The organism is Bradyrhizobium sp. LeoB3 (genome assembly GCF_055456055.1).
The window spans coordinates 20,123-37,024 of sequence record NZ_JBVBEF010000009.1; the positions used below are offsets into that span (position 1 = coordinate 20,123).

At 61.4% G+C, this 16,902-nt stretch carries 17 protein-coding genes; 2 read left to right on the top strand and 15 right to left on the bottom strand.

Going from position 1 to position 16,902, the window contains the following annotated elements; genetic code table 11:
* Positions 1-182 precede the first annotated feature (182 nt).
* The 4 genes from ACZXDY_RS09555 to ACZXDY_RS09570 form a co-directional block, all read right to left on the bottom strand.
* Entirely contained in the window at positions 183-1,139 is a 957-nt protein-coding gene (locus ACZXDY_RS09555) for an MBL fold metallo-hydrolase (protein WP_464345302.1), read from the bottom strand.
* Between the two features lie 80 nt (positions 1,140-1,219).
* Complete coding sequence (locus tag ACZXDY_RS09560) at positions 1,220-2,425, bottom strand: NAD(P)/FAD-dependent oxidoreductase (RefSeq protein ID WP_464345303.1); 1,206 nt, start codon at positions 2,423-2,425, stop codon at positions 1,220-1,222.
* Positions 2,426-2,601: 176 nt separating this feature from the next.
* Positions 2,602-3,555 (bottom strand): helix-turn-helix transcriptional regulator, encoded by a 954-nt coding sequence (locus ACZXDY_RS09565; RefSeq protein ID WP_464345304.1) that lies wholly within the window; start codon positions 3,553-3,555, stop codon positions 2,602-2,604.
* Between the two features lie 54 nt (positions 3,556-3,609).
* Positions 3,610-4,359: an SDR family oxidoreductase gene (locus ACZXDY_RS09570; protein ID WP_464345305.1), complete on the bottom strand. Its 750-nt coding sequence runs from the start codon at positions 4,357-4,359 to the stop codon at positions 3,610-3,612.
* Positions 4,360-4,493: 134 nt separating this feature from the next.
* Between ACZXDY_RS09570 and ACZXDY_RS09575 the strand changes: the two genes are divergently transcribed.
* A complete protein-coding gene (locus ACZXDY_RS09575) occupies positions 4,494-6,071 on the top strand; it encodes a winged helix-turn-helix domain-containing tetratricopeptide repeat protein (protein WP_464345306.1) in 1,578 nt (525 codons plus the stop codon).
* 355 nt (positions 6,072-6,426) lie between these two features.
* On the opposite strand, the gene ACZXDY_RS09580 is transcribed toward ACZXDY_RS09575, so the two are convergent.
* The 4 genes from ACZXDY_RS09580 to argE form a co-directional block, all read right to left on the bottom strand.
* Positions 6,427-6,852, bottom strand: a complete 426-nt coding sequence (locus tag ACZXDY_RS09580; protein ID WP_130224095.1) for a GlcG/HbpS family heme-binding protein — start codon at positions 6,850-6,852, stop codon at positions 6,427-6,429.
* Between the two features lie 75 nt (positions 6,853-6,927).
* Positions 6,928-7,536, bottom strand: a complete 609-nt coding sequence (locus tag ACZXDY_RS09585) for a glutathione S-transferase family protein (RefSeq protein WP_464345395.1) — start codon at positions 7,534-7,536, stop codon at positions 6,928-6,930.
* Between the two features lie 4 nt (positions 7,537-7,540).
* Positions 7,541-8,533 (bottom strand): NAD(P)H-quinone oxidoreductase, encoded by a 993-nt coding sequence (locus ACZXDY_RS09590; protein WP_464345307.1) that lies wholly within the window; start codon positions 8,531-8,533, stop codon positions 7,541-7,543.
* A 17-nt stretch (positions 8,534-8,550) separates the two neighbouring features.
* Positions 8,551-9,726 carry an acetylornithine deacetylase gene (gene argE, locus ACZXDY_RS09595; protein WP_464345308.1) on the bottom strand — a complete coding sequence of 392 codons (1,176 nt, stop codon included), beginning with the start codon at positions 9,724-9,726 and terminating at the stop codon, positions 8,551-8,553.
* A 39-nt stretch (positions 9,727-9,765) separates the two neighbouring features.
* Here argE and ACZXDY_RS09600 point away from each other — a divergent pair, with 39 nt between their 5' ends.
* Positions 9,766-10,419 (top strand): DUF1028 domain-containing protein, encoded by a 654-nt coding sequence (locus ACZXDY_RS09600; RefSeq protein WP_463328274.1) that lies wholly within the window; start codon positions 9,766-9,768, stop codon positions 10,417-10,419.
* 11 nt (positions 10,420-10,430) lie between these two features.
* On the opposite strand, the gene ACZXDY_RS09605 is transcribed toward ACZXDY_RS09600, so the two are convergent.
* The 7 genes from ACZXDY_RS09605 to ACZXDY_RS09635 all read right to left on the bottom strand — a co-directional run bounded on the left by ACZXDY_RS09605 (position 10,431) and on the right by ACZXDY_RS09635 (position 16,898).
* Positions 10,431-11,579: an ABC transporter ATP-binding protein gene (locus ACZXDY_RS09605; RefSeq protein WP_464345309.1), complete on the bottom strand. Its 1,149-nt coding sequence runs from the start codon at positions 11,577-11,579 to the stop codon at positions 10,431-10,433.
* Positions 11,563-12,378 carry an ABC transporter permease gene (locus tag ACZXDY_RS09610; RefSeq protein WP_464345310.1) on the bottom strand — a complete coding sequence of 272 codons (816 nt, stop codon included), beginning with the start codon at positions 12,376-12,378 and terminating at the stop codon, positions 11,563-11,565. Before ACZXDY_RS09610 ends, ACZXDY_RS09605 begins: the two co-directional genes overlap by 17 nt.
* Positions 12,375-13,229, bottom strand: a complete 855-nt coding sequence (locus tag ACZXDY_RS09615) for an ABC transporter permease (RefSeq protein ID WP_464345311.1) — start codon at positions 13,227-13,229, stop codon at positions 12,375-12,377. Before ACZXDY_RS09615 ends, ACZXDY_RS09610 begins: the two co-directional genes overlap by 4 nt.
* A gap of 78 nt (positions 13,230-13,307) precedes the next feature.
* Positions 13,308-14,345, bottom strand: a complete 1,038-nt coding sequence (locus ACZXDY_RS09620; protein WP_464345312.1) for an ABC transporter substrate-binding protein — start codon at positions 14,343-14,345, stop codon at positions 13,308-13,310.
* A gap of 176 nt (positions 14,346-14,521) precedes the next feature.
* Positions 14,522-14,929, bottom strand: coding sequence for a RidA family protein (locus ACZXDY_RS09625; RefSeq protein WP_208825888.1), 408 nt, complete (start codon positions 14,927-14,929; stop codon positions 14,522-14,524).
* An 11-nt stretch (positions 14,930-14,940) separates the two neighbouring features.
* On the bottom strand, positions 14,941-15,447 hold the full coding sequence (locus ACZXDY_RS09630; RefSeq protein ID WP_464345313.1) for a flavin reductase family protein: 507 nt from the start codon (positions 15,445-15,447) through the stop codon (positions 14,941-14,943).
* The gene (locus ACZXDY_RS09635) at positions 15,444-16,898 is read right to left on the bottom strand and encodes a 4-hydroxyphenylacetate 3-hydroxylase family protein (RefSeq protein ID WP_464345314.1); all 1,455 of its coding nucleotides are present in this window, start codon (positions 16,896-16,898) and stop codon (positions 15,444-15,446) included. Before ACZXDY_RS09635 ends, ACZXDY_RS09630 begins: the two co-directional genes overlap by 4 nt.
* Positions 16,899-16,902: the final 4 nt, after the last annotated feature.

A 16,902-nucleotide genomic window follows, 5' to 3' on the forward strand; every position in this document is an offset into this window, starting at 1 on the left:
CGGCCCTTCGAATTGCCAAGCCTTTCTCCCGTCGCGCCACCACGCAATGGTGCGCTCGCAATTGTGCATGTTCACTAATTCGCTGATCGAATCGGGGACCGCAATCAGCAGCGCGCAAACTAGGGCGTGAACTCTTTACGTTATGAGCACGCGCCCTAGTTCGGATTTAAGCCAACAAGCGGTCAGTAGTCCCAGAAAACCGGTACCCAACGAAACGCGTCGTCGTCCACCGCGACCCGACCGACAGACGGGAATGGCAGGTGAGTGGCCACCAGCATCTCGCCGGTCGCAGCCAGCTCCCGCAAAAGACGGACCCGAACGCGCGCCGCCTCCTCGGGGTCGTGTTCGAAGCCGTTGTGCCAGTCGGGCTGGTCGAACCCGACCGCGAACACGGCGTCGCCGGCGAACGTCAGGGCGTCGCCGCCGGATGCCAGGCGGACCACGCTGTGCCCGGGGGTGTGGCCGCCGGTGCGGCGGACGACCACGCCCGGAGCCACCTCGTGCTCCTCATCGAACTGACGCAGATGGTTGTGGTACTGGTTGACGAACCGCTTGGCCGCCGACCGAAGCGCGTCCGGGAACCCCGGCGGCATGGCGGTGTGGGAGAAATCGGGTGACTCCCAGAATTTGACCTCGGCGGCAGCCACGTGAATCTGCAGGTCCGGACGCAGCCTATCCTTCACGCCCTCGACGAGCAGCCCGCCAACGTGATCCATATGCATGTGGGTCAGCACCACGTCGGTCACGGACGCGAGATCGATGCCGGCGGCGTCCAGTCGCTTGACCAACTGCCCGGCCCGCGGCAAGTGCAAGTCCGGGTCGCCCCCTAGTCCAGCATCGATGAGGATGGTCCGACCGCCGCTACGCACCACGACCGCGTTCAGCGCCCAGTCGAAAGCGTCCGGCGGCAGGAACATGTTGTTCAGCCAGGCCGCCCGGATGGCCGGGTCGGCGTTGTGTCCTAACATTTTGGTGGGCAGCAGTAGTACCCCATCGCTGACCACCAGCACGTCAATCTCGCCGACCTTCAGCGCGTAGCGCGACGGAACCAATTCGTCGGGCTTCGATCTAACGGGGTGTGCGGTAATATCTAGGCTCATGTTTGTCTCCTGCTGAGTGTTGTGGATCATCTGATTCATCTCCTGCGTTCGATCTTGGTGCTCGATCCTGGGCGGGCCACGCTTCCCGCGCGGGAAGGGCTTCAATGCTGGTTGGGTGTTCAGAGATCGGTGACACGCTCGGGGTCAGCCGACGCCAGAGCAGCGGCGCGCTCGGCGCGCGGCGGATAGATCCAGACGGTGTTGATCTCCCGCTTGATCTTCTTTGCCTCGTCGCCAACCATCTCGACCTTGCGGTCCCAGCCGCGCGTGAAGAGCGCGCCGGCTTCTCCGAGGTCGAGACAGGTGACGTATGCCTTCTGGTGGTACGGCATAGTCGGAACTCCCAACAGTTCAGCGGCCGCATTGTTGCCCGCAAAGGCACCCATCCGCGTAGCGTGCTGGCACGACATCAGCGCATAGTTGCCGACGTCGTCGCACGCTGCGCGAGCGGCATCGCCGGTGGCGAAGACACCGGGCACCGACAGCACGCGCAGATCGCGGTCGACCAGCAGCCGGCCGAAATTGTCGCGCTCGGCGGGGATCTGCGTGGTCAATGGAGCCGCACGCATACCGGCAGCCCAGATCACGGTCCCGCATTCGATGCGTTCGCCGTTCGAAAGCGTGACCCCGGATTTGTCCAGCTCGGCGACGCCGACGCCGAACCGACCCTCCACGCCGAGTTTGCGCAATGCCTCCTCTATGAGGGGCCTAGGGCCTTCGCCCATGTCGGGAGCGATCGCGCTGTTCCTATCGACGATGATAACGCGCGGCCTGGCATCTTTGCCGAGAATCCCGCGAAGCCGCGCGGGCATCTCCGTTGCCGCCTCAATGCCGGTGAACCCGCCGCCGGCGACGACGACAGTGTCGCGCCCGTTCTTTGCCGGCCGATCGGCCAGACTGTGCAGATGCCGGTCGAGGGCCATCGCATCCTCGAGTTGGTCGACGCTGAAGCCATGTTCGGCAAGGCCCGGAATATTCGGACGGAACAGCCGGCTGCCGGTGGCGACGACCAGCCGATCGTAAGAGAGGTTCTTCTTCGCACCTTTTGCGGTGGCGATTTCCACCGTGCGAGACTTGGTGTCGACCGTCTTTGCGCTGCCTTGCACGTAGACGACATCGATGGCTTCGAGGACCTCCAGCAGAGGTGCGGTCAGCGTCTCTGGCTTCGGCTCGTAAAGTCGCGGGCGAATGACCAGCCTCGGGTCCGGCGCGATCAGCGCGATCTCGAGTTCTTCAGGTGACGCGCCCCTGATGTCGCGCAGCCGGGCAGCGGAAAGCGCTGCGTACATGCCGGCGAAGCCGGCGCCTATGATGACAAGTCGCATGTGACCTACTCCTGTGGTTTGAGTTTTTCCGACGCAAGAAACCGGAGACGCTAGGACGCGATGAACGAGAGCAACTCGGCGTTGACGAGGTCGGCATGGGTCGTGCACATGCCGATTTACCGAAGGAGGTGTGCAGCCGCCCCCGAGCGATTGAGGTAATTGCAGAGGAATTGCTGCTAACGCGCGCGCCGTCTCCAATTGCTCGGAGTTTCGCCGGTCAAACGCCTGAACGCCGCCGCGAAGGCTGTTTGAGAGGCGTAGCCAAGTGCCGCTGCGACCGAGACGATCGACGCGTCGGTGTCGCGAAGCATGTTCATTGCCTGCTCGAGCCGGTGTTGGCGCAGCCAGGCGTGAGGTGAAAGTCCGGTGCTTTCCTTGAAGGCACGGCAGAAGTGAAAGCGCGACAGGCCGGCATCTGCAGCCAGTGCAGCCAGTGAGACGTCGGCATCGCTGTCCGAGCGCAAGCGTTCGATGGCACGGAGCAGGACCTTCGGCGAAAGCCCGCCCAAGGTCGGCCGGAACGTGTTTGGCGAGCCGGTGTGCGCGACCAGGATGCGCGTGGCCAGGAGGTCTGTCAGTTGATGCCTGAACAACCTATCCAGAGCTCCATTGCCCTCAAGGACGTCGGCCGCGCTCAAGAGCAATCGGGATGTAATCGGGTCGGGATGCGCCGTTCGCTCCAGAAGATCGACCGATGTGGCAGTATCGGCTTCGCGTGCAACGCGATCGAGCGTTGTGTGCGGAAGATAGAGCTGAACGACATCGACAGATTTCGGAATATCCCACCGGGAGCTTGATCCGGCCGGAATGATTATCACGACCCCAGGACGAAACGTTCCAATCGTAACCGATCTTCCTGACCGCCGCTCCATGCGTTGAATCGAGCCGTTGTAAGCCATGATGACGTGATCGGTCATGGGCTGGACGACGTCGTGCAGTGGTTCGTGTTTCCAGTGGGCGATCCCGCCACCGGAGGGGTCCAACGCCATACGGAGCGGAGCCGTGTTGAGAACGCGCGCCATTTCCGCATCGGCAGAATGCCGGTCGGCGGTGGGCTGGGTGCCCTGGCGCGCCTCAGATTCGACCGGCGGATCCTCCTGCGAGGGATCGCGCAAGATAGGCTTGCTCATGATTTCATGCTCGCATGATGTAGGCACGTGAAGAGCGTTCGTCGCTCGTGCTTCTCACTGGCTAAGCCTTCTCAACCAGCCCTCGAAACGCACCGAGCCGAGCCAGGGGTTGTTGCCCGGCATAAGAGACCGATCGTTTAGTTCCGCGCCGAAATAGCGGGCGTGGATGTCGGCGACGACCTTGCGGCGGTCCTTCGTCGCCGTCAGGTAACGCCGGCCGAATTCATCGAGGCTGAATCGCTCCGGACCGGCCAGTTCGACCACGCCGTTAATTGGAGCTGCGAGCGTGATGTCGGCCAGCGCATCGGCAACGTCGTCCGATGCCACGGGCTGAAACAAAGCGGGCGACAGCCTGACGATTTGTCCATCCGTGGAGGAATCGACGACCGCGCCCACGAACTCGAAGAACTGCGTCGCGCGCAGGATCGTGTAGGGAATTTTCGAAGCTCTGATCAGATTTTCTTGCGCTAGCTTGGCACGGAAGTAACCGCATTCCGGAAGTCGGTCTGCCGCGACAATCGACAGCCCGACATGGAGACGCACGCCGGCGGCAGACTCAGCCGCGAGCAAATTGCGACCCGAAGTTTCGAAGAAACTCAGAACCGCGTCGTCCTCGAACGAGGGAGAGTTCGCGACGTCGACGACAATTTCAGCGCCGGAAAGTGCATTATCGAGGCCCTCGCTCGTTATCGTGTTGACGCCCGTGCCGAGAGCTGCTGGAATCACTTCGTGGCCCTTCCGACGCAGCTTGCTCGCAAGCTTCGTTCCGATGAGGCCGGTGCCGCCAACAACAACGATCTTCATGACGCTCCTCGATTTGGTGGCCACCAATGGCCCTGCTCCTGATGAGAATGCGCCCCTATGGCCGGAAAGGCCTTGTAGGCGTCTTGAATTGCGGTTGAATTTTGCTTGGCTTCTTGTCCAAGGGGAGCGCGGAAGTGCTGTTCTCGTTTGAAGATTATTGCCTGGACCCCGACCGGCGCGAACTCAAGCGAGGCTCCGAGCTCATAGCCATTGGACCGAAGGTGTTCGATCTGCTGCTCTTTCTGGTCCAGAACCGGGATCAGGTCGTAACAAGAGACGATCTGCTGCAGGCCGTGTGGGAAGGACGGATCGTCTCCGAGTCGACGCTGACGAGCCACATCAATGCGGTGCGCAAGGCGATCGGCGACACCGGCAAGGAGCAGCGCCTGATCCGAACGGTTGCACGCAGGGGCATCCGCTTCGTCGGCAGGATTGCCGAAGAAAAATTGCCCGCGAACGCTTTGGTCATGGACTCAAGTAACGCAGGCGAAAGGCTCGGACCCATTCTGACCCTGCCGGATTCCCCATCGATCGCGGTCCTGCCATTTCGGAACCTCAGTGGCGACGTCGAGCAGGACTATTTTGCCGATGGCATCGTCGAGGACATCATCACCGCCTTGTCGCGCATTCGCTGGCTGTTCGTGATCGCCCGTAACTCGAGCTTCACCTACAAAGACAAGACGGTAGACGAGAAGCAGGTGGGGCGCGAGCTTGGCGTGCGTTACGTCGTCGAAGGCAGCGTGCGCCAGTCCGAAAACCGGATTCGTATCACGGGCCAGCTCGTGGATGCGGCGACAGGCACCCATCTTTGGGCCGAGAGATTCGAAGGGACGCTTGACGACATCTTTGAACTTCAGGATCAGATCGCAACCAGCATCGTCGGAGCAATCGCCTCGCAGCTCGAGCGGGCGGAGATCGATCGTGCGAGGCGGAAGCCGACCGGCAGCCTCAGTGCCTACGACAACTATTTGCGTGCCATGCCTCATTTGCATCGGGGAACGCGGGAGGCAATCAACGAGGCGCTGCCGCTGTTCTACAAGGCCATGCAGCTCGATCCGGAGTTTGCCTCTGCCCACGCAATGGCGGCCTGGTGTCATTTCTGGCGAAAGGTAAATGGCTGGATGACCGACCGGGCACAGGAAATCGCGGAAGGCGTTCGACTGGCCCGCCTTGCGGTGGAATTGGGCAAGGACGACGCTGTCGCGCTCACCAGGGGCGGACATGCCCTTGCCCATCTCGCTGGCGACGTGGAGGGCGCGATCACGCTGGTCGACAAGGCGCTGGTGCTCAATCCGAACCTGGCGTCGGCCTGGTTCCTGGGAGGCTTTCTCAGAGCGGAGCGCGGTGACCCCGATGCCGCGATCGAGTTCTTTACGCGCGCGATGCGTTTCAGCCCGCTGGATCCGGAGATGTTCCGGATGCAGGCAGGCATGGCCCTATCTCATTTATTTGCAGGGCGGTTTGACATGGCCTCATCCTGGGCCGAACAATCCTTCAGGCAATTGCCCAGCTTTTTGATGGCAGCGGCCATCATCGCTGCAAGTCACGCGCTCGCTGGTCGGACCGAGCAGGCGCACATCGCGGTCGAACATTTGCAGAAGCTGGATCCCACGTTTCGTGCCACTCGCCTCACAGACTGGCTTCCGATCCGGCGGCCGGAGCATCTCGTCCGGTTCGAAACCGGCCTGCGGCTGGCAGGCCTACCGGCGTGACCTCCCTTCGGGCTCTAGCAGGATTCGTCATTCGCTATAGAGCAAAAACAGCTTGAACAGGTCACTTCCGCTTCTTCTGCAATGGCGGAAACCCTTCAACGCTCATCCACGACCTTTCTGACGAATGTCCACGGGCCGCACCAGTTTCGTACAAGAAACAACGACGCCAAAACGCAACGAGCGCGAATGAAAACGGACCAAAATCAACGAATATGGTCGATATCCCGTCGCTGCCTTTGCCGACCAGCGCAGCAACAGGATCAAGGCGTCCGGCCTGACCGTATCGAAAACATTCAGGTGACTAGGTTTTGTTATTACCCTGAGCGAGGCAGAACCTGGTTCATCTCGCACGGTTTCATGGCTTCTGATCCTCCGCTCCGATCGCCGCCAATGCGGCGCGGGCTACTTCGACGTCTTGTGCACCGGTGCCAGACCCCACGCCGACCGCACCGACACATTGGCCTCCTATGATGATTGGCAGTCCACCTTCGAGGTTGGTGAGCCGGCCCCCACCCGCAATGGCAAGCTTGATCTCATTGGCCGGATCGAGTCGCGACGTCGGTTGACGATGCGAAGCCGCGGTGATGGCCTTGGACATCGAGGTCTCCCGAGACAGCAGTTTGGCGCCATCCATCCGGACAAATGCCAGAAGGTTACCGCCATCATCGACGATCGAAATGTTCTGCGGTGCGTTAAGCTCCTCCGCTTTGGCTATGGCACCGGCCAACGCCTTGAGCGCGCCGTCATGTGTCAATTTGAGAGAGGGTTTGGTCATCGCCATTTTCGATAGCTCCGGTATCATGCCTTATACGGCTCGATGAAGCATGCGGAGGCATGCTCCAGACGAAGGTCTCAATTATCCATCCGTTGGAAACGTGTCTCGCAAAGACGGACGCAGCGACATGGTTTCGAACCAAACGGCCAGCGCCGGCCGCGTTGTGCGCCAGTCGAATGACGCGAACCGGAAATCCAGATAGCCAAGCGCGCAGGCGATGCTGAGGCTGCCGATGCTGATGCGTGCGCCGAATTCAGCGACCGTGTTTTCCATCTGGTCGAGTGCTGCGGCGATCTTGGTCATCTGGCCGTCTATCCAGTCGGCCGATCGATGCTCATCACTTCTGCAGGTGTTCTCGTAGCGGGTCAGCAGAGCGGCATCGAGGAGGCCGTCACCGAGGGCCTGTTCGGTGAGGACCTGCCAACGTTGCGGCCCGCGCGGAAACAACGAGCCATTTCCGAGGTCATCGAGATACTCGCAGATCACCCGGCTGTCGAATAGCAGCGTTCCGTCCGCCAGTTTTGCGGCCGGGACCTTGGCGAGCGGATTGAAAATGGCGATCCGCTCATCGCGTTTCAACGGATGCGCGGCGCTTGGCAACCGCACGATGCGATCAGCAATGCCGAGTTCGATCGCGCAGGCCATGACCTTGCGGACATAAGGCGATGTCGGCGCATAAAGCAGTTCGATGGCATCACTCATGACCGTCTCCCGTCGGCAGCAGCAACACCTTGCCGATGTTCTCGTTGGCTTCCAGAATGCGATGGGCTTGTGCGGCCTCACTGAGCGGCAATTGCCGCCAGATCAGCGGCCTCACCACGCCAGACGCGACCAGCGGCAGCACCTCGGCGCGGAGCGCGGCGGCGATCACCGTCTTCTCCTCGTCCGACTTCGGTCGCAGCGTCGACGATGTCAGATACAACCCCTTCCGCATCACCAGCCCGAGATCAATCGGGACAACGCCACCCTGCATGAAGGACAGGCTGATATGGCGTCCACCCGGCGCCAGCACGTCGAGATTACGTGCAACGTAAGAACCGCCGACGATATCGAGCACGACATCGACGCCGCGCTCGCCGGTGACACCGCGCGCTGCGGAAACGAAATCGTCGGTGCGATAATTGATCGCGGTCGCGCCCAGCGCTTCGACTGCCTTCTTCTTGGCGTCGCTGCCGACCGTCGCGATGGCCGTAGCGCCGCGAGCGATGGCCATGCGTATCGCAATCGTACCGACGCCGCTGGCGCCGCCGTGCACCAGTACGGCCTCCCCCTTCGACAGCCGGCCGCGCTCGAACAGATTGTGCCAGACGGTGAAGAGCGCCTCGGGCAGGGCTGCCGCCTCTTCCATCGTCAGGCCCTCGGGGACAGCGAGACAATGCGATGCCTTGGCAAGGCAATAGCGCGCATAACCGCCGCCCTTGACCAGCGCCATAACCGCCTGACCGCGCAAGCCGGCGTCGCCATCGACAACGCGCCCTGCAACTTCGAGCCCGAGCACATCGGTAACACCTGCCGGCAACGGGACGGCGCCGCTTCGCTGCATCAGATCGGGGCGATTGACGCCGGCTGCAGCAACCTCGATCAGGATTTCGCCGGCAGCGGGCACGGGCACGGGTCGCGCGACCTGCATCAGCACGTCGGGACCACCCGCCTGCGTTGCGATGATGGCCTGCATGGTGGACGTCATTGTCAAAACTCCGTTGTTCATTCCCGCATCCAATCTGCACGCGGCCGGCCTAGCAGAACGGCCAGCCTGTCGATCATCGCGCCCGCCGCTGCAAGTTCATCAAAACCGATCCATTCGTCGGCCTTGTGCCCGCGCGCCATATCGCCGGGTCCGCAAACCAGCGTCGGGATGCCCGCTTCCGCGTAGAGGCCAGCCTCGGTGCCGAATGCCACTGTCGTTGCGGGACGCGTATCGCTTGCAAGTCGCGCAACCAGACGTGCCGCAGGCGCATCGGCGCTGGTATCCAGGCCGGGATAGGCCGACAGTTCTTCGGAGATAATGTCGGCCTCTGGCGCGCTGTCACGAAGTCGGTCACGCTCGTGCGCAACCAACTCATCGATCCGTGCAAGGATTTCGCCAGTGTCACGGCCCGGCATGGTGCGGATCTCATATTCCAGCGTGGCGCGTTCCGGCACGAGATTGACCATGCTGCCGCCATGCAGCGATCCAACATGAATGGTGGTGAATGGCGGGTCGAAGGCCGCATCGCCACCGCGTGCGATCTCCTGATCGGCGAAACCGCGCAACGCATGAGCGATCGCCACCGCGGAATCGACGGCATTGGTCGCGCGATGCGGCATCGCCGAGTGGCCGGTGCGCCCGATCACCGTCAAGCGACGCGCCACCTTGCCCTTGTGCGCGCGAACGACGCGCATCGCGGTCGGCTCTCCGACGATGGCGAGCGCCGGCGGCGCGACGGACTGCATCAGCGCACGCACCAAATCCGGCGCGCCACGGCATCCGACTTCCTCGTCATAGGAAAACGCCAGATGCACCGGAACGGCCTGAGCCGCCGCCTTGAGACGCGGCACGGCGGAGAGAACGACAGCCAGAAAGCCCTTCATGTCAGTCGCGCCGCGACCATAGACGCGCTGATCACGGATGACCCCGGCAAATGGCGGCACGGTCCAGGCCTGCCCCTCCACCGGCACGACGTCCGTATGTGCCGACAGAACGACACCGGCTCGGTCCGCCGGACCAATGGTCGCGAGCAGCGACGCCTTGCGTCCGTCAGGCGACGGCACGCGACACGCCGGCACGTCCGATGACGTAAGTATCCGCTCGATATAATTGATGATATCGAGATTGGAATTCGAGCTTATACTTTCAATACTGATTAGCTCGCAAAGTATTTGAGCTATCTTTTCGATCATCTATACTACCATTACTTTTACGAATACGGGAGCATCACGATGACCTATTCTATCTCGGCGCGTTGTCCGGAGACCGGCGCATTCGGCATCGCCATCACGTCGTCCAGTATCGCGGTGCCGGCGCGCTGCGCGTGGGTCGGGCCTCTGGGCCTCGTGGTGTCGCAGAATGTGACCGACCCGGCGCTCGGCCCGACCGGTCTTGCGCTGCTGCGTCAGGGCCTCGGTGCCGCTGCCGTTCTCAACAGCCTCACACTCGGCACACCGCAGCCAGCATGGCGACAGGTCGGCGTGATCGATCGTTACGGTCAGGTGGCCTGGCATTCCGGCGCTCAGGCATTGGCCACGGCGGCAGTTGCCGAAGGCGCTGGCTGCCTCGCGCTCGGCAATCTGCTCGCCGACGACAAGGTCCCCAGCACAATGATTGCGCGGTTCGAGGCGACCGCTGGCCAGCCACTGGCGGAGCGGTTGATGTCGGCGCTGGAAGCCGGCCTCGACGCCGGCGGTGAGACTGACGACGAGCATGCGGCGGGTCTGCATGTCGCTCACATCTTCGACTGGCCGGTCGTCGACCTGCGTATCGACTGGCACGACGCGCCGATCGGCGAGTTGCGCGCGTTGTGGGAGCGCTATCGGCCGCAGCAGAAAGATTATGTCGCACGCGCGAAGAATCCGGGCGCGGCGCCGTCGTTCTAGACGCAGACGCCTCACGGCGCCTCGCCCGGCGGAAACGCCACGATGTCGTCGGAGCCGATCGACAATCCGATCTCGGCTCCGACCGGACAGGACGACAGCGCCGCAATACCCGGCGACCGCAGCAAAATATGATCGCGCGCGCTACCTGGCGCGTCGATATAGAGATCGACATGGCCGCCCTGGAACACCTGCGTCGTCACAGTGCCAGGCAGCGATCCCGATGCCCCTCGCGACGTCACGGAAAGATGTTCCGGCCGTACGAAGACATCCACAGAACCGCCAATCGATACTTCAGCAAGTGATGCTGCAGGAACGCTCGCGCGCACATCACCAATCGAGACCACCGCGGCATCGCCGTTCCGCTCGACGAGCCGACCGTTGAGTACGTTGGCATCACCCACGAAGGACGCGACGAAGCGGTCGGCCGGACGACGATAGATATCGTCAGGCGCGGCGATCTGGCGGATGCGTCCGGCCGACATCACCGCGATGCGATCCGACATCGACAGGGCCTCGCCCTGGTCATGGGTCACAAAGATCGTGGTGACGCCGAGCTCACGCTGAATCTGCTTGAGCTCGACCTGCATGGAACCACGCAGATTCTTGTCGAGCGCCGAGAACGGCTCATCCAGCAGCAACACCTTCGGCCTGATCACGAGCGCACGCGCGAGCGCCACACGCTGCTGCTGACCACCCGACAATTGCCGGGGCTTGCGGTCTGAGAAACCGGAGAGCTTGACCAGCGCCAGCGCTTCGTCGACACGGCGCGCCATCTCCTTCTTGTCGACGCCACGGGTCTTCAGTCCATAAGCGACGTTCATCGCGACGCTCATATGCGGAAACAGCGCATAATTTTGAAACACGATGCCGATCTCGCGCATGTGCGCCGGCGTTTCGGTGACCAGGGCGCCTTCAATAAGGATCTCGCCGCTGTCCGCTTCGAGGAAGCCCGCAACAAGATTGAGCAGCGTGGTCTTTCCGCAACCCGACGGTCCCAGCAAGGTCATGAACTCGCTCGACCCGATCTTCAGCCAGGCCTCATGCAACGCGATGGAATCGCCGAAGCGCTTGGTGACGCCGTCGAGCTGCACGGCCGGACGGACTTTGTCGCTTCCCATGACTGACGTATTGGCAGTCATCTGATTAGTGCGCATCAACATTCAGGATTTTTCCGAGGCCCAGAAAGGAATTGGCGATCGTGAGCAAGGTCGCGGTCACGACGATGTAGATGACCGACAGGGCGGCCAGTGTGGGATCCGCGAATTCGCGGACGTAATTGTACATTGCGACCGGCAGCGTCTGCGTGGCCTGGCTGCTGACGAACAGAGTCGCCGTGAATTCGTTGAACGATAGAATTGCTGCGAATAGCCAGCCGCTGAGCAAGCCCGGAATCAAAAGCGGGATCGTCACGGTGAACAGGATCCGCAGCGGCGTGGCGCCAAGGCTGGACGCCGCCAGTTCGAGCCGGATGTCGAGATTCTGCAGCGAGATGTAAGTGCTGCGCATCACGAACGGCAGCACCATGACCACATGGGCGAAGATGACGAGTGGAAAGCCGCGCCCGAGATTGGTCTGCGAGGCGAGGATGAGAACGCCGAGGCCGATTGTGTAGTGCGGGATGATCAGCGGCGACAGCAAAATGCCTTCGAGAAGATTCCTGAGTCTGAATTTGTAGCGGTGAATGGCGAAGGCGAAGGCCGAGCCGACCACCAGCGCGATGCTCGACGCCCACACCGTCACCGTCAAGCCATTCCAGAAGCCCTTGGCGAAATCGGGATAAGAGAACGCGCGCCAGAACCAACGCAGCGACCATGATTGCGGGGGAAACAACAAGATCGCACGGTCGTTGAAGGCCGAAATCGCCACTACGATGCCTGGCAGCAGCACGAACAGGAGAATGGCGGCGATGAGGATGCGTCCCGACCATCGAAGCAGCAGGGTGCCGGGAGAGCGCTTCATGTCGTGCCTGCCATACGTTCGAGTGGGCTCGCGGCCTTCTTCAGCAAGGCGATCACGGCCAGCGATAATGCGAGGCCAATGATGGAGAGACTGGCAGCAAAGGGAAAATTGAAGGACGAGAAGCCGAGCTGATAGATCAGCGTCGACACCGTACTGACACGCCCGCCGCCGATCAGTTGCGGAGTCGCGAAAGCACTGAACGTCCACGCGAAGGCCGTGGAGAAACCAGCGACGATTCCGGGCATCGACAGCGGCAGGGTAATGGTGAGGAAAACGCGGACCGGACCGGCGCCGAGACTTTCGGCGGCCTTCTCGTAGTTGCGGTCGATGTGCGAGAGCGCTGCGGCCAGCATGATCACCATGATCGGCATGGTCACATGGACCAGCGCAGCGACCACGCCGCCAGCGGTGAACATCATCTGCATCGGACGATCCAGCAGGCCAAGCTGGAGCAGCAGCGTATTCAGAAAGCCCTTGTTACCGAGCACGATCATCCACGAATAGGTCCGCACCACCTCGCCGAGAAACAGCGGCGTGACCGACACGATCAGAATGAAGGAGCGCAGCGCCGAACTATTGGTGCGCACCAGCGCATAAGCCAGCGGATAGGCCAGAATCAGCGTGAACACCGCAGTCTCGAAACACAACAACACTGTATTCCAGAATGCCAAAGCATAGAGCGGCCGCAGCATGGCCGCGAAATTCTGCAACGTGAGCCCACCGACTTCGAGCGAGCCGGGAATATAGGCCCGGACGCTATACTGAAAGACGGCCAGCATCGCCGCGATCAGGCCCACAGCGACGAGGCCGGCCGGCGAAACGAACCAACCCAGAAACGGACGTGTGTTCATGGACAAACTCGATGTGGGCAAACTCAAAGCGATGGACCGCGATCCGGCGGTATCAGCCGGATCGCGACCACGACCATGTCATGGAGCCATGATGTTCTCGGTGAACCACTTGCGCCAGGTACCGGTCTTTTCGGCGCGCAGCTTGGCGTCGATCACCAGGGTCTGTTTCGCCCACTGATCCGGCGTGGAGAAAACGCCGGTCAGAGAGGCGATCTCGGGCTTGAGCTTGGCATTGTCGACCACCGGGCTGCCCTTCTTCAGTTCGGCGATCTTGGCCTGAATTTCTGGATCGAGGGCGATGTTCATGAACTTGTAGGCCAGCTCCGCCTTGGTCGAACCTTTGGTGATGGCCATGGTGTCGACACCGAGCACCGCGCCCTCCTTCGGGATCACGAGCTTGATCGGCACGCCCTGGTTCTGCATGTAATAGGCATTCATCGACAGCACGACCTGGACTGGCGTCTCACCGGTGGCGAATAGCTGCTGGCTGTTGGCGTCATTGGTGTAGAATGCCTTGTAGTTCGGCTTCAGCGCCTTCATCTTGGCTTCGCCGACTTCCCAATTCGCAGCATCACCGCCCGACAGTTTGGCCGCAACGACCATCACATGGCTCGGGTCGAAATCGGGCGACGAGATCATGCCCTTGAGCGCGGGATTCCACAGGCCTTCCCAGCTATCGAAGCTGACGCCCTTGGGTAGCCGGTCAGGCAAATAGCCGATGGTATAGACATAGGCCCAGGCGCCGATGTGGTACGGACTGATCCTGGCCTGCTCGACCAGATGGCTGGCATTCGGAATCTTCGCCATGTCGAGCTTCTCGAACAGATTGTCGTTGGCGTAGAGCCAGCCGACATGGGCCGTCGTGAAGGTGACGTCGCTCTCGGGCTTGGCCGCGGCGAGCTTGGCCTGATTCAGCCGGTCGATCGTGCCGCCGGTGATGTATTCGACCTTGACCCCGGTCTCGGCGGTAAACTTCTGCGCGATCGCTTCATCGATCAGATCGCGGAAACTTCCACCCCAGGTGCTGACGACCAGCTTCTCCTGGGCGGATGCCTGCGCGCCGATCGCGAGCGTCGACAGCAACATCAATGCAGTAAACTTCAAGGCGCGCTTCATCTCGGAACCTCACAAGAATTATGACCCCGATAGAAAAGCAAACAACATGCCAAGCGAACGAATTCGACAATATTTTCAAGTATTTCCAGCGCAAGAAACTCCGTTGACCTTTCATTCGAAAGATCTGATTTCAGAATGATCGTAGCTATACTTCGGCGTCGAAGATCGACACAGTGCTACGTCGGAATTTCCGCAATGATGTCGATTTCCATCAGGTATTCGGGCTTGGCGAGCCCCTGAACGATAATTCCGGTCGAAACCGGATAGACGCCCTTCAACCACTTGCCGACAACTCGGTAGACCGGCTCGCGATAGGCGCGATCGGTGATGTAGATGACGATCTTCACCACGTCCTGCAGACTCGAACCTGCCTCTTCAAGCAGCACCTTGGCGCAAAACATGGCATTTTCAGTCTGCGCAGCGGCGTCGCCGATGCCGACGATCTTGCCGTCGAGATCCATCGCCGTCTGGCCACGCACATAAACGGTGTTGTTGGCACGCACCACCATGCAGACATCGTTGTCGAGGCTCTGCTCGGGATAGGCATCTTTGGTATTGAACTTGCGGAAACGCTGATGGGTCATGAACCAAATCCTCAGGCGGCAGCGAGACGACGGAATGTGCGATCGCAGAAGAGCAAAGGACGCGCAGCTTGTTTGCGGACACTCAGCACCTCGCCGGTGACGATGCGATGCGAGCCGAAATCGAACAGGCTGGCCACGCGGCAATCGAAATTGCACAACGCGCCATCAAGCGCTGGCGCTCCGGTGAGCAGTTCTGACCATTCGCCGGCGAGAAAGCGGTTGTCACGCAATTCGGGGATCAGCCCGGCGAAGCTGTTGGCGACACGCTCCTGCGCATCGGACAAAACATTGGCGACGAACACGCCGTTGGCGAGCAGCAGAGCGAGGCCGCGATTGTCGCGGTGAACGCTGAACACCACCGACGGCGGCTCCATCGATAGCGAGCACAACGACGAGACCGTGACGCCGGCCCGGCCGGCCTCACCATCCGTCGTCACCACCGCGACGCCCGACGCGGTCATCCGCATCGCGGCGCGAAATTCATCGACGGCGACGACGTCGTGCGACGCGCGGCTCACGATTGTCCCCCGTCGATACGGTCCGACAGACCCGCCGACTTCTTCACGAAGTCGAGCGGTCCGGCGAAGTCGAAGCTGTTGTAGACGGCCGCCAGATGATTGAAGTGCGGCGCCTGCGCGAACTGCACGAAGGTCAGGCGGTGGCCGGCATAGTCGGAGTTCAGCAGATCGCGCGCGAAAGCGAGCAGCTTGCGGCGATCGTCGGCCTGCCACTGCTCATTGAGTGAATAGAACTTGTTCAGCCACTTACCGCTACCCTCGGCCTCAAACGCATCGGCATTCGGCGTGATGCAGATCTGGCCGCCGCACAGCTCGCGGGCGATGTGCATCATCGCCGGAAGCTGCGAACAGGCAAACACGCGGCCAGCATAGAGCATCGATTGCTGCGGCATCAGAAGACCGCCGGGGCTCTTCTCCGCCATAGCGATCGAGGCGGTGAGATGCGCGTTGATGCCTTCGCGATAGCAAACGAGATCGGCGAGCTTCTCACGCACCGATTGCAGTTTGTCCAGACCGGTCTGCTTGGCATTCCACATCGCCGCGCCGATCATCATGTCAGCCGTGTAGAGCAGCCGCAGCACATAGGGGAATGCCGAATAACGGTGCAGTGTCGAGCGCACGAACTGCGCTGCACGGGTATGACGATAGAAGAATACGTCCTCCCACGGGATCAGAACGTCGTCGAACACAACCAGCGCCTCGACTTCGTCGAAGCGGTTGGCAAGCGGATAATCCTTGGCGCTGCCGCGATTGGCGAAGCCGGAGCGGCAAATATGCTTGACGCCCGGCGCGCCCATCTTGACGATGCAGCCCACCGCGTAGTCGGACAGCTTTTCATTCGCCCAGGCACCGACGGTCGGCTTCAGATAGGCCTGATCGGCATAGGGGGCCGCGGTTTCATATTTGGCGCCGCGAATGATGATGCCCGCATCGGTCTCGCGGGTAACGTGAACCATCAGGTCGGGATCCTGCTGCTGCGGCGGCAGCGAGCGATCGCCCTTCGGGTCGGTATTGGCCGAGACGTGGAAGATGTCCTTCTCGATCACGGCGCGGATATGCCGGTCGATATTGGGGGCGAAGCGCGAATCAATCTCGGCCAGCACGTCGCGCCCGTCGGTGAGCGACCACATCTCGCCGATCGTCTCGTCGCCGACGCGAGTAACGACGCCACCGATGTCCTTCATGACATGGTCGACAGCCCTGATCTTGTCGTGCCAGTCTTTCTGTTCCGTCGGCGGCCGGTAGAAGATCGAATACTTCTCGTTGCCTTCGACATAGGTCAGATCGCCGCTGTAGCGCTCTTCCCGCGCCATGTCGTACATGCGGGCCTTGATATCGATGATCGGCTTCAGCGCGGGATGAGTGGTCACATCGTTGACGCGCTCGCCATCGACCCAGACCTCGCGACCATCGCGAATGCCCTGTTTGTACTCTTCACCCGTGCGGATCATTAAT